The organism is Micromonospora sp. NPDC023814, from assembly GCF_040639595.1.
GTDB lineage: Bacteria > Actinomycetota > Actinomycetes > Mycobacteriales > Micromonosporaceae > Micromonospora.
In genome coordinates this window covers 1-12923 of record NZ_JBFAAF010000123.1, presented here as the reverse complement: position 1 = coordinate 12923, position 12923 = coordinate 1, and the positions used below count along the sequence as shown (strand labels likewise).

Below are 12923 nucleotides of genomic sequence, written 5' to 3'. Positions count from 1 at the left end.
GCCAGTGGCATGCGGTTTCTCGGGACGGGCGGATCTTTGTACGCCAATGCGTACCTGACGCTGTAGCGGAATCCGTACGCCGACAGAGGGCCCGCTGGTCGCGGCGACTCGACCCAGCGCCACCAGCCGGGGCGGCTCGTCGGCCAGCACCGTAGCGACGACGGTGCCGCCGGTCGTGGCCGGCGGCACCGTTGCGCAGGCGCTGGCGTGAACGCGGCGACCGGCCGCCGCCGCGGGTCCGGCGCCGGCCGGCCCGCCCGGCATCGCTCACCTGCTGTTGTACGGCATGGTGGGGAACCATCCGTAGTCGAACATCGCCGGTAGCCGGACGTCCCAGTAGACGACCATGAACACGCCCAGCGCGATCAGCATCCCACCGGTCAGCGCGGCGGTCCGGGACGGGCTCGCCGCCAGCCAGCTCACGAAGCGGCCGCGGGTGAGCACCACGATCAGGGCGAACAGTGCCGTCACGACGGCCACGTTGCCGATGGACTGCAGGACGAACGCGCCGGCGCCGTAGAGCGGGTTGCCGGAATCGACGGCCCACTGGAAGAGCTTGTTGAACAGGGGGTACGGCCGGCCGATCAGGAAGCCGCCGACGAGGGCGCCGAGCACCACGACCCGGGCCGCCGGCCGGTGCGCGAACGGGTCCCGCAGCACCCCGAGCGCGGCCAGGCCCAGGTAGACGAAGGCCAGCCCGATCAGCCCGAACACGACCATGGACTGGACCAGGCGTACCGGGAGGCCGCCGACCGTGGCCGTCGACAGCTGCGGCAGACCGTCGCCGACCAGTACGCCGACGAAGCCGTAGACCGCGGCGACGGCGACCATGCCGGCCGTGAGCCAGCCCACCGGCCGGACCAGGCTGCGCAGCCCGGTCCTCGTCGCCCCGCCCGCACCGGCCTGGCTCATCGGGCCGATGGACGCCGCCATGGCGATGTTGCAGGCGGTGAACGTGCCGGCCAGACCGGAGACGAAGGCGAAGACGAGACCGGCCAGGGTGCCCCCGATCGCGGTCGCCTTGGCGTCGCGGCCGAGCATCGCGTTGGCCACAGAGTCGCCGATGACGTGGTCGACGAATTCGTAGGACCACAGCACCGACAGCAGCACGCCGGCGGCCGTGGCACCCAGCACGATCCGTCCCCGCCCGGCCGGTGTCGCCCGGGGGGCGACGGCGGCGGCTCCTTGCTCAGTGACAGTCATGACTGGATTTTGGGCGACCGGCCGCCGGTCGGTGTTCTCGCAGGTTGCCCGATGCCCCGGAGGCCCGACTGCGCCCGATGACCCGCCGGTCGGCCAATGGTCCGCGTCACGTCGGGGATAATTTCTTGCACAAAGTGCAAGATCGCTTGTAGCGTTCCCGCGTGCACACCGCCGAGACCGAACCCGGCCCCGGCCGGCGCGACCGCAGGAAGCGCCGGACCCGGGCCGCGCTGACCGAGGCGGCGCTCCGCCTGGTGGCCGAGCGCGGCCTGGCCCGGGTGACGGTGGAGGAGATCAGCGAGGCGGCCGGCGTCTCCCCGCGTACCTTCTTCAACTACTTCGCCTGCAAGGACGACGCGCTGGTCGGCGACCACGCGGGCGACGCGGCGCGGCTGGTCGCGCGCCTGGCGGCCGTGCCGCCGGAGGTGCCGGTGCTGGCCGCGCTGCGGGCCGCGCTCGCCGACGTGGTCGACGAGGTGCGCACCGAGCGCGAGCTGTGGTGCCTGCGGATGGAGGTGGTGACGCGCAACCCGGTGTTGCTGCCCCGTCTGGTCGCCGGCAACGTCGAGACCGAGCGGGCCATCGCCGAGGTCGTCGCGGCGCGGGTCGGGGTCGACCCCGACCACGGCTACCCGGCACTCGTCACCGCCGTGGCCGGCGCGGCGGTGCGTACCGCGATGACCCGGTGGGCCGCACACCCCGACGGACCGGACCTGGCCGACCTCGTCGACGAGGCGTTCGCCGCGCTCGCCGCGGGCCTGCCGCAGCCGGACCCGTCCTGACCCTGCAAGCCTCCTTCCGGGGAACGGTCCCCGGACGGCCCGTGAACCCGCACCCGTGAGGAAGCGTCAATGACCGCCACCGTGCCCGCCGAGACCCCCAAGGTCAGCGCCGGCCGCATGTCCCGCCGAGAGGTGCTCCAGGCACTCTCCGGCCTGATGGTCGGCATGTTCGTGTCGATCCTCGCCTCCACGGTCGTGGCGAACGCGCTGCCGCGCATCATCGCCGACCTGGACGGCTCCCAGACCGTCTACACGTGGATCGTCACCACCGAGCTGCTGGCCATGACGGCGACCGTGCCGCTGTGGGGCAAAATGGCGGACCTCTACAGCAAGAAGCTGCTCATCCAGCTCTCCCTCGGCCTCTTCGTGGTCGGCTCGCTGATCGCCGGGCTGACGCCGAACGTCGAGGTGCTGCTGATCAGCCGCATCGTGCAGGGGGTCGGCGCGGGTGGCATGACCGCCCTGGCCACCATCGTGATGGCGGCGATGATCCCGCCCCGCGAACTGGGTCGCTACGCCGGCATCTTCGGCGCCGTGTTCGGCGTCGGCACCATCGCCGGCCCGCTCATCGGCGGCGTGCTGGTCGACACCTCCTGGCTCGGCTGGCGGTGGTGCTTCCTGATCGGGGTGCCGTTCACCCTGCTCTCGATCTTCCTGCTCCAGCGCACCCTGCACCTGCCGGTGACCCGCCGCAAGGTGCGGATCGACTGGCTCGGGGCGCTGCTCATCACCTCCGGGGTCTCCACCCTGCTGATCTGGTCGTCCCTGGCCGGCAACTCCTTCGCCTGGGCGTCCGGCTGGACCGCCCTGATGGTCGGCGGCGGGATCGCCCTGCTGGCGCTGGCCGTCGCGGTGGAGGCCCGCGCGGAGGAGCCGATCGTGCCGCTGGGCATCTTCCGCAACCGGACGGTCTCGTTGACCACCATCGCCAGCGTGCTGGTCGGCGTGGCGATGTTCGGCGGCACGGTGTTCCTGTCCCAGTACTTCCAGATCTCGCTGGGCAAGTCGCCGACGGTGGCGGGGCTGATGAGCCTGCCGATGATCTTCGGCCTGCTGGTCTCGTCGACGATCGCCGGCCAGCTGATCACCAAGACCGGCCGGTGGAAGCGCTACCTGGTCGCCGGCGCGGTGGTGATGTCGGTCGGCATGCTGCTGCTGGCCACCATCGACGCGCACACCAGCGGGCTGCTGCTCGGCGTCTACATGGCGGTGCTCGGCGTCGGGGTCGGCATGCTGATGCAGAACCTGGTGCTCGCCGCGCAGAACGACGTGCCCGCGCAGGAACTGGGCGCCGCCACCTCCGTGCTGACCTTCTTCCGCAGCATGGGCGGCGCGATCGGGGTCAGCGCGCTCGGCGCGGTCATGGCCAACCGGGTCGCCTCGCTGACCGCCGAGAAGCTCGGCCCGCTGGCCGGCGGCGCCGCGGGGGAGGGCTCCGCCGAGGTGCCCGACCTGTCCGCCCTGCCCGCGCCGGTGCTGCGGATCATCCAGGACGTGTACGGGACCGCCACCGCCGAGCTGTTCCTGATCGGCGCCCCGTTCGCGCTGCTCGCCGTGGTGGTCGTGCTGTTCATCCGGGAGAAGCCGCTGCACACCCTCAGCGGTGAGGAGCGGCGCGCCCGGGAGGAGGCGGCGGCCGCCATGCCCGGCGCGCACTGAGGTCCGCCCGATTGACACAGGGGGCGGCCCGGCCTGCGCCGGTCGCCCCCTCGCCGTGGCGCCGGCCCGCCCGCCCCGGGCCGGCGCGCCGCTCAGGACGGGTGGAGCCGAGGCGGGGCGACCGGCACCGGCGGGCGCGCCGACGGCCAGGCCGCCGGGATGCGTTCCAGCAGCCCACCGGCGAAGACGTCCCGCAGGCCGAGCGGCTTGAGGTGCACGTACCCGATGTGGCAGTCGCAGGTCGCGTTGGCGCACGGGCGGGGCCGCAGGGCCGGCCGCCACGAGCCGTCGTACAGGTTGCCGATCGGTTCGGCGATGAAGTGGCACCGGCGCACCGTGCCGTCCCCGAGCACGGAGACGGCGGTCTCGCCCGCGTGGCAGGGCCGGTCGAGCGACACGTGCGGGCGGACGCTGAAGCCGAAGAGCGGATCCAGCTCCGTCCAGACCGCCTCCTCGGCGGCGTCGTAGCGCCGGCCCTCGGCGGCGTTCACCCACAGGTAGACCTCGGCGGGCAGGGCGTCCCGCAGCGCCCGTGCCTCGCCGAGGTGTTCCGGCAGGCCGACCACCCCGACCGAGTAGCGGATGCCCAGCTCGGACAGCCGGGCGCAGCGGCGCAGGAAGCGGTCCCGGTCGACCTGGCCGGGGTGGTAGGTGGTCCACAGGGCGGCGGCGCGGGGGTCGGCGTCGGCCAGCCAGTCCACCCGGGCAGCGAGGTTGGTCTGGATGACGACCCGGTCGACGTGCGGCAGGTGCGACAGCGACACCATCGCGTCCCGGTACCAACTGCGGGTCAGCCCCTCGCCCCACGGGGTGAACAGCACCGACAGCCGCACGTCGGTGGTGGCCGCGACCCAGCCGGCGAAGCGGTCCAGGGCGGCCCGGTCGGCGCGCAGCAGCTCCGGCGGGTCGTGCCGCTTGGCGAAGGGGCAGTACGGGCAGTCGTAGTTGCAGCTCGCCAGCGGGCCCCGGTAGAGGATCGCCAGGTTCACCTCGGCACGTACCCGGTCATCGCGTCGCGGACCCGGGCCGAGGTCAGCCACGGGCCGACCGCGTCGGAGCGGGCCAGCCCGGCCGGGGTCAGCCGCAGCCCGCCGTGGGTGGCCCAGCCCCGGTCGACCAGGCGGCCCAACTCCGGGAAGTCGTCGCCGGGCGGGCGGCCGAACCGGGCCCGGTAGGCAGCCGAGTCGACGCCGTCGACGCGCAGCAGCGACTTGAGCAACCACCGGCGGCGCTGCTCGGCGCCGTCGAGGGTGAACCCGAACTCGGCGTGCCGGAAGTCGTCGGCCGGGCGGGCCACATAGTCGTCGAGCACCGCCCGCACCTGCGACACGCCGACCGCGTAGTCGAACGAGTAGTGCAGGCTCGTGGTGTAGGAGCGGGCGCCGCAGCCCAGCCCGACCATGCCGTCGTCCTGGCAGCAGTAGTCCGGCCCGTCCGGCGCCGGCACGTCGGCGCGGCGGAACTGCCGCATCGACTCCTGGCGGTACCCGGCCGCGCCCAGCGTCGCCACCGCCTGCTCGTAGAGGGCGAGCCGCTGGGCGTCCCAGTCCGCCCGGTCGTGCGCCCGCCGTCCGAGCCCGGTCAGCGGCCGCACGTACAGGGGGTAGAGGTACAGCTCCTCGGGGCGCCACGCCAGCGCCGCGTCGAGGCTCTCCCGCCAGGTGTCGGCGGTCTGCCCGTCGATGCCGTAGATCAGGTCGATGTTGAGCACCGGGATCCGGGCGTCGCGGATCGCCGCCAGGGCGGCCTCCACCTCGGTGCGGCGCTGCGGCCGGCCGGCGGCGCGGGCCTCGACGTCGAGGAAGCTCTGCACGCCGATGCTCACCCGGGTGGTGCCGTGCGCGGCGAGCACCGCGAGCCGGTCCGGCGTCGCGGTGGCCGGCGAGGTCTCCACCGACAGCGGCACGCCGGGCAGCCGCGCCCCCGTCGTGGTGGTGGCGATGTCGAACAGCTCGGCCAGCTCGTCGGCGCTCAGGTAGGTGGGGGTACCACCGCCGAACGCCGCGCGGGCGTACCCGGCGGCGGCACCGAGCGCGTCGGCGACCCGTTCGGCCTGCCGGCGCAGCTGCCGCAGGTAGCCGGTCACCTGCTCGGCGGGGGCGTTGGCGCGGGTGAACAGGTTGCAGAACCCGCAGCGCATCTCGCAGAACGGCACGTGCACGTAGAGGAAGAGCGCGTCGCGCGCCTCGGCCCGCCACACGTCCGCCAGCAACGGCCGGGGCCGCAACGGCCGGTACGAGGTCTTGTGCGGGTACGCGTACAGGTACTGCTGGTACGGCGAGCCGTCGAGGCCCGTGTCGGTGCTGGTCACCATTCTCCCGGGTGCAGGGTGAAGTGGGCGTACGGGACGGTCCACACCACGTCGTGGCCGATCCGGTGGCCGGTGTGGCCGTCCTCCCCGTACGCGGTGCCGTGGTCGGCGCAGACGATCGCGAACACCGGCCGGCCCCGGCCGGTGAGCAGGGCGAACAGCCGGTCGATCCGGCCGTCGACGTACTCCAGGGCGGCGGCGTGGCTGGCGAGGTCGTCGGCCCGCGCGCCGGGCAGATAATGCCGGTTGGGCTGGTGCAGCGCCGCGACGTTGAGGAACGTGAACAGCGGCTTCCCCGCCGGCACCCGCGGCAGCACCTCGGTCAGCCGGTCGAGCTGGGCGTCCAGGCAGGCGGGGGAGGTGACCCCGAACTCCGGCTCCCAGTGCGCCTCGGCGAACAGGCCGGGCAGCACCGCGCCGAGCGGGCTGCGCCGGTTGAAGAACCCGACCCCGCCCAGACAGAGCGTGTGGTAGCCGACGCCGGCCAGGGCGGTCGGCAGGTCCGGCGCGTCGAACACCCACGTGTCTTCGCCTGCGGTCTCGCTGCCGGGGAAGGCCGCCGCGTACAGCCGCTCGTGCCGGCCGGGGGCGACCGGGGTCGGCAGGAAGCCGGCGAAGAACGCGTGGTGCGCGGCGTAGGTGAAGCTGGCGGGGGAGTGCCGGCGCTCCCACCGGCCGCCGGGCAACGCCCGGGCGAGGTGCGGCGTGCGCCCCCGCTCCGCCAGCTCGGCGGCGACGTCGTAGCGGAGCGTGTCGAGGGTGAGCAGGAGCAGGTCGTGGCTGCCGATCAGACTCCGCACGGCAGCACCTCCGCCCTGGCGGGGGCACGACCGGCCGCCGCCGACCGCCAGCGCTGCCACCGGCCGTCGGTCAGGGCGTGCACCTGCTCGGCGTAGGTGTCCCGGCCGTCGGCCAGCACCCCCGGCAGCAGGTCGCCGAACGCGTTGACCTCCGCCACCGCGTGCCGCCGCCAGCCGACGAGGAACATCAGGTCGATCCCCACCTGGAGTGTGCGGGGAAAACACCCGGCGACCCGCTCGCAGGTCTCCATCGCCGCCGCCCACGCTGCCGGCCCGGCGGCCGCCCGCAGTGCGGCGAGGTCGCCGCGGGCGTTGCCCAGGTGCAGGTTGGTCAGCGGACCCCGGGCGGCCCGCACCACGGCATGGGTGGGCCGCCCGGCGACCACCACCACCCGCAGGTCGACCACCCGGTCGCCGAGCCCCGCCTTGGGCAGCCACCGCTCCACGTGCAGGCCCTCGGGCGCGATCCGGTCGACGATCGCGGCGACCTGCGCCTCGTCGGTGTAGCGGCGGGGCCGCAGCGAGTTGAACAGCCCGTCGGGAGCCGCCTCGATCGTGGTGACCGCCTGCACCCGGCGCCCGGCGACCGCCAGCGCGACCACCCCGGCGGCGGACGAGCTGTGCGCGGGCTTGACGAACACCCGGCCCCAGCCGGCCGCCGCCATCGCCGCCCGCAGCTGCGCCCAGCCGTGCACCGGGGGCAGCGCGGCCGGCACCGGCACCCCGGCGGCGGACAGCCGCGCGTGGCAGCGCCGCTTGTCGCACATGACCGCGACGTCCGCCGGGTCGTTGAGCAGCTCCGCGCCGCCGGCGGCGACCCGGCCCAGGGCCCTGAGCAGCCCGGCATACGTGTCGGCCAGCCCGACCAGCTCCCCGTGCCGGGCCGGGACGGCGGACCGGCGCAGCAGCCGGTCCACCTCGGCGTCCTCTCCGGGCGAGTCGACCCGCACCAGCGCGCCCGGCGCCGGCGGGGCCGCCCCGGTCAGCACGTCGACCCAGGGCAGCACCGCGGGCCGGGGCAGGCCGGCGGCCAGCACCGCCCGGGTGAACAGGCCGACCCGACGGTTGTCGGGGTTGCCGACGACGGTCAGGCGCATGTCACTCCGACACCGCCGTGTAGCGGTAGCTCTCGCCGTCGTACTCGTCGGCCTCCTGCGGGTCGGACACGTCGACCCGGACACCCGGCAGCGCGGCGACCACCGAGGCGGCCATCTCCTCCGAGAGGTAGTGGTGGTGCAGGTCCAGCTCCGCCAGGTGGCTCAGCGGTTGCCCGGCGATGAGCCCCGCCGCGCCCCGGTCGCCGAGCGTGCCCAGCGACAGGTCCAGCCGTTCCAGGCGCGGCACCACCGCCGCCCTCGCCAGGGCCTCGGCGAGGTCGTCGGCGATCTCCGCGTTGCGCAGCCCGAGCCGGCGCAACGCGCCGAACCGCTCCCCGGCCAGCAGCGGGGCCAGGTCGGACACCTGCGCGTCGCCGCCGTAGTCGGAGGTGCCGAGCCACAGCTCCAGGTCGGTCAGCGCGGGCAGGTCGGAGCCGAGCACCGCGCCGACGAACGCCGCGGACAGCCCGCCGGTCTCCACCGCCAGCTCCCGCAGCCGCGCGTGCCGCACGGGAGAGAACGCGAGGTCGTCGCCGCCGCGGACGCGCAGCACCTCCAGCTCCGGGTACGCCGCCAGCAGCGGGCTGACGTCGCCCACCCTCATCCAGGAGACCTCGCACTCCTCGCTGGTCATGTCACCGAGGAAGAGGGCGCGCAGCGCGGGCAGCCGGGGCGCCGCCGCGCAGAGCTGCGCGATCGGGGCGGGGTTGAACGCCGCGTACCCCCACGCGCCGACGACCAGGGACTCCACGGACGGCCCGGCCTGCGCGACGAACCGGTCGAACGCCACCCGGAACTCGTCCGAGAGCTTGTAGTCGGCGGTCTCGTCAAAGTGCCACAGGGAGAACCGCCACGAGACCGGACCGTCCACCGTGGGCAGCGGCCCGTCGACCGGGACGTCGACGACCGGTCGACCGGCGAAGGCCCGCGCGTGGGAACCGAAGGCCACGGCCGATCACTCCCCGACCGCGGTGTAGCGGTACAGGGTGCCGTTGTGCTCGTCGGCGGTCTGCGGGTCCGACACGTCGACGCGCACGCCCGGCAGCGCGGCGACCACCGACGCGGCCATCTCCTCGGAGAGGAAGTGGTGGTGCAGGTCGAGCTGCGTCAGGTGGGTCAACGGCTGACCGGCCAGCAGCGCCGCCCCGCCCTCGTCGGTGAGCGTGCCCATCGACAGGTCGAGGACCTCCAGCCGCGGGACGACCGGCGCCGCGGCGACAGCCGCCGCCACCGCGTCGGCGATCTCGGCGTTGCACGGCGCCAGGTGCCGCAGCGCGGGCAGGCCGGCGCCGGCCAGCACGCCGGCCAGGTCGTCGACGGTCGCGTCGCCGCCGTAGTCGGACCTGCCGAGCCACAGGTCCAACCGGTGCAGGGCCGGCAGCTCGCAGGCGCCGACGGCCCGCACCACCCCGGCCGGCAGCCCGCCGGACTCGAACCGCAGCTCGCGCAGCGCGTGGTGCCGGACCGGCTCCAGCCGCAGGTCCTGCGCGCCGCGCACCCACAGCACCTCCAGCGACGGGTATGCCGCGAGCAGCGGGGTGATGTCGCCGTGCCTGAGCCAGGAGATCTCGCACTGCTCGTAGGTCAGGTCGGCGAGGAAGACCGCCCGCAGGGCGGTCCACTCCCCAGCCGCCGCCACCAACGCCTCCACCGGCAGCGGCCGCTCGTACGCCTCGCCCCACTCGCCGATCACCAGGGCGCGCACCGCGTCGGCCGGCACCTGCTCGCGCAGCGCCTGCACGAGGCCGGCGAACTCCTCGGGCTCCGCGTCGAAGTCCTCGACCTCCAGCCGCCAGGCGACCGCCGGCGGGTCGTCCGGGAGGGTCATCCCCGGTGTGAACGGCAGCACCGGCAACCCGGCGAACGATGACACGTGCGAACTGATCACGCCTACCTCCGGTCGACTGGTGCAGCGGCGGCGAGACCGTAACAGGTGTGCCCGACAAGATGATCAGCGGCGGCCGGTGGCGGGCGTGGGCGGTCCGCTGCCGCCGCCGGCGGTGAGCCACGGCGGCGGGGGCGGACGACGACGGCGGGACGCCCACCTCCCTTCTGTGAACCTTTGCGGCTTTCGTCCATCAGCCGTTCGGTTGATGGCGCGACAGCCTTTGGTCTAGGGTGGGCTGCACTGCGGTCGACGCCTCCGGGTGCCGCCGCGCCGTGTGGGACAGGAAGGCCAACATGATCACCACGACCACCGCGCCGACGACCACCACCGACGCCAGCACCACGGCGGCCGGGGACGAGTCCCGCGCGAGCGAGCTGATCGCCGCCCTCGCCGCACTGCCCGAGCGGCACCCCGACCGGCCGGCGCTGCGGGAGCGGGCGATCGAGGCGTGGCTGCCGCTGGCCCACCACCTCGCCTACCGCTACAGCGGGCGCGGCGAGCCCACCGGCGACCTGGCCCAGACCGCCGCCCTCGGGCTGATCAAGGCGGTGGACCGGTTCGACGCCTCCCGGGGCGTCGGCTTCGCCGGCTTCGCCATCCCGACGATCCTCGGCGAGATCAAGCGCCACTTCCGCGACCGCACCTGGAACATCCGCGTCCCCCGACGGCTGCAGGAGCTGCGGTTGCGCATCTCCGAGGCCAACGGCACCCTCACGCAGACGCTCCACCGGGCCCCGACGGTCGCCGACATCGCCGCCCACCTCGACATCACCGAGGAAGAGGTCCTGGAGGGCCTCGAGGGCGCCCGAGCCTACAACGCCGTCTCCCTGTCCACCCCCATCGGTGACGGCGACAGCGCCACCGAGCTGGCCGACACGCTGGGCACCGAGGACGGCGAGTTCGAGCTGGCGGAGCTGCGGGTGGCCCTCGGCCCGGCGCTCGCCACCCTCGACGAGCGGGAGCAGAAGATCCTCACCCTGCGCTTCTACGGCAACCTCACCCAGAGCGAGATCGCCGCCCGGGTCGGCGTCTCCCAGATGCACGTCTCCCGGCTGCTCGCCCGCGCCCTCGGCAAGCTGCGGGGGCAGCTCGCCGACTGCTGAGTCGGGCTTCCCGTCACACCGGCCTCCAACGTCGTCAATGAGGGCCCTTCCGCACGCCTCCGGCAGCGGAAGGGCCCTCGCTGACACTCCGCGCCGGGCGGCCGGGCACCGGGCCCGGACCGCGTCGGGGCACCGGGCGCGCCTGCGACGGCCACCCTCCGCGGCGACGCTGCGGGCATACGGCGCAACGGCCGACCGCCCGTTGCACCGGGCGGCCGGGCACACTCGTCCGGGTGAACCACCCACGCGCGGCCCGCCGACGGCGGGCCGCGTCGCATGGACTGGCCGGACGTCGCCGACGGACCCTCCGGTGAACCTCGGAGGCCCGCCGGGCGAAGGTAGGAGAGATCAATGAGCACGATTCTCGTGACGGGCGCGGCGGGCTTCATCGGGTCCAACTTCGTCCGCCACTGGCGCCGCGCCCACCCGGGCGACCGGGTGATCGCCTTCGACCTGCTGACGTACTCCGGCACGCTGGCCAACCTCGCCGACCTCGGTGACGCGGTCACCTTCGTCCAGGGCGACATCCGGGACGAGCCGGCCGTGGCGCGGGCGCTGCGCGAGCACGGGGTCGACGTCGTGGTCAACTTCGCCGCCGAGTCGCACAACTCCCGCGCGGTGCTGGGTCCGACGGCCTTCTTCGAGACGAACGTGCTCGGCCCGGTCGCCCTGATGGAGGCCGTCCGGCGGGTCGGCCGCGACGGCATCCGCTTCCACCAGATCTCCACCTGTGAGGTGTACGGGGACATGGCGCTGGACGACCCCGGCGCCTTCACGGAGGACTCGCCCTACCTGCCGCGCACCCCGTACAACGCGGCGAAGGCCGGGGGCGACCACGCCGTGCGGGCCTTCGGGCACACCTACGGGATCCCCTTCACGATCACCACCTGCTCCAACAACTACGGCCCGTACCAGTTTCCGGAGAAGGTGATCCCCCTGTTCGTCACGCACGCGTTGCGGGGCATGCCGCTGCCGGTCTACGCCTCCAGCCGCAACCGCCGGGAGTGGCTGCACGTGGCCGACCACTGCCGCGCGGTCGAGGCGGTGCTGCTGCACGGCCGGCTGGGCGAGACGTACAACGTGGGCAGCGGCGTCGAGGTAGACGTCGAGACGCTCGCCGACGCCGTACTGGGGGAGCTGGGTCTCGGCGCGGAGCTGAAGCGACGGGTGCCCGACCGGCCCTCGCACGACCGGCGCTACCTGCTCGACTCCGGCAAGCTGCGCCGCGAGCTGGCCTGGGAGCCGAGGATCGGGTTCGGCGACGGGCTGAAGGAGACGATCGACTGGTACCGGAAGCACGAGAGCTGGTGGCGGCCGCTGCTCGACCGCGTACAGGTGGCGGAGGAGACCGCGTGGCGGTGAACCGGCGCTGAACCCGCCCGGCTGGGCGGCGCGTGGCCCGGCCTTTCGTCGATCGCGGTGAACCCCGGCCCGGTGCCCCCCGGTTCTCCTACAGTGGTCCGTGCGTCCTGTCGCGCACGGGCCGCCCGCCCCGGCGCCGACCGCGGTGGCGGCGGCCGGTGGGCCCGGCCCGGTGTGGACGCGGGAACGGGGGTTCGGGTGTTCGCACGGGCGTTCCGCCCGCACCGTGCCGCGGCCCGCCCGGCGGGCGGCCACGGCCACGACCGAGCCGCGCACGGCGGGCCCGACGACCACGGCGGGCCCGGCCGGCACGGCGGATCCGGTGAGCAAGCGGGGCACGGCGGGCACGACAAGCACGCCGGTCACGACCCGGAGCAGTTCCGGCGCAAGTTCTGGCTGTGCCTCGCCCTCACCGTGCCGATCGTGCTGACCAGTCACCTGGTGATGGACTGGCTCGGCTACACCCTGGACTTCCCGGGCAGGAGCTGGGTGGGCCCGGTTCTGGGGTCGGTGGTCTTCTTCTACGGAGGCTGGCCGTTCCTGGTGGGCGCCGTACGGGAGGTCCGCGACCGCGCCCCCGGGATGATGCTGCTGGTCTCGATGGCGATCACGGTCGCGTACGCCGCGTCGCTGGCGACCAGTCTCGGCGCGTTCGACCTGGACTTCTGGTGGGAGCTGGCGGCGCTGGTGACCATTATGTTGCTGGGGCACTGGCAGG

Annotated in this window: 11 protein-coding genes and 1 pseudogene; 5 read left to right on the top strand and 7 right to left on the bottom strand. The window is 74.2% G+C overall.

The genetic code is table 11. The features are described from left to right. Positions 1 to 267: 267 nt before the first annotated feature. A complete protein-coding gene (locus tag AB0G14_RS33555; protein ID WP_357704467.1) occupies positions 268 to 1203 on the bottom strand; it encodes a hypothetical protein in 936 nt (311 codons plus the stop codon). Between the two features lie 161 nt (positions 1204 to 1364). Here AB0G14_RS33555 and AB0G14_RS33550 point away from each other — a divergent pair, with 161 nt between their 5' ends. Then, complete coding sequence (locus AB0G14_RS33550) at positions 1365 to 1985, top strand: TetR family transcriptional regulator (protein WP_357704465.1); 621 nt, start codon at positions 1365 to 1367, stop codon at positions 1983 to 1985. Between the two features lie 69 nt (positions 1986 to 2054). Then, positions 2055 to 3644 (top strand): MDR family MFS transporter, encoded by a 1590-nt coding sequence (locus AB0G14_RS33545; RefSeq protein ID WP_357704463.1) that lies wholly within the window; start codon positions 2055 to 2057, stop codon positions 3642 to 3644. 92 nt (positions 3645 to 3736) lie between these two features. Here the strand turns inward: AB0G14_RS33545 and AB0G14_RS33540 are convergent, their stop codons facing one another. From AB0G14_RS33540 to AB0G14_RS33515, 6 genes are read right to left on the bottom strand one after another with little or no spacing between them, the layout of a single operon-like run. Beyond that, positions 3737 to 4633 carry an STM4011 family radical SAM protein gene (locus AB0G14_RS33540; protein ID WP_357704461.1) on the bottom strand — a complete coding sequence of 299 codons (897 nt, stop codon included), beginning with the start codon at positions 4631 to 4633 and terminating at the stop codon, positions 3737 to 3739. Next, the gene (locus AB0G14_RS33535; protein ID WP_357704459.1) at positions 4630 to 5955 is read right to left on the bottom strand and encodes an STM4012 family radical SAM protein; all 1326 of its coding nucleotides are present in this window, start codon (positions 5953 to 5955) and stop codon (positions 4630 to 4632) included. Before AB0G14_RS33535 ends, AB0G14_RS33540 begins: the two co-directional genes overlap by 4 nt. Next, positions 5952 to 6755, bottom strand: coding sequence for an STM4013/SEN3800 family hydrolase (locus tag AB0G14_RS33530; protein WP_357704457.1), 804 nt, complete (start codon positions 6753 to 6755; stop codon positions 5952 to 5954). The genes AB0G14_RS33535 and AB0G14_RS33530 overlap by 4 nt, the downstream gene beginning before the upstream one ends. Next, positions 6743 to 7852: an STM4014 family protein gene (locus tag AB0G14_RS33525; RefSeq protein WP_357704455.1), complete on the bottom strand. Its 1110-nt coding sequence runs from the start codon at positions 7850 to 7852 to the stop codon at positions 6743 to 6745. The genes AB0G14_RS33530 and AB0G14_RS33525 overlap by 13 nt, the downstream gene beginning before the upstream one ends. A gap of 1 nt (position 7853) precedes the next feature. Next, entirely contained in the window at positions 7854 to 8801 is a 948-nt protein-coding gene (locus tag AB0G14_RS33520; RefSeq protein WP_357704453.1) for an STM4015 family protein, read from the bottom strand. A gap of 6 nt (positions 8802 to 8807) precedes the next feature. Further along, complete coding sequence (locus AB0G14_RS33515; RefSeq protein ID WP_357704451.1) at positions 8808 to 9740, bottom strand: STM4015 family protein; 933 nt, start codon at positions 9738 to 9740, stop codon at positions 8808 to 8810. 293 nt (positions 9741 to 10033) lie between these two features. On the opposite strand from AB0G14_RS33515, the gene AB0G14_RS33510 reads away from it, so the two are divergent. The 3 genes and pseudogenes from AB0G14_RS33510 to AB0G14_RS33500 all read left to right on the top strand — a co-directional run. Then, positions 10034 to 10843 (top strand): SigB/SigF/SigG family RNA polymerase sigma factor, encoded by an 810-nt coding sequence (locus AB0G14_RS33510; protein ID WP_357704449.1) that lies wholly within the window; start codon positions 10034 to 10036, stop codon positions 10841 to 10843. Between the two features lie 351 nt (positions 10844 to 11194). After that, positions 11195 to 12205: a dTDP-glucose 4,6-dehydratase gene (rfbB, locus tag AB0G14_RS33505; protein WP_357704447.1), complete on the top strand. Its 1011-nt coding sequence runs from the start codon at positions 11195 to 11197 to the stop codon at positions 12203 to 12205. 198 nt (positions 12206 to 12403) lie between these two features. Then, positions 12404 to 12923, top strand: a pseudogene (locus AB0G14_RS33500) (heavy metal translocating P-type ATPase); the annotation flags it as partial.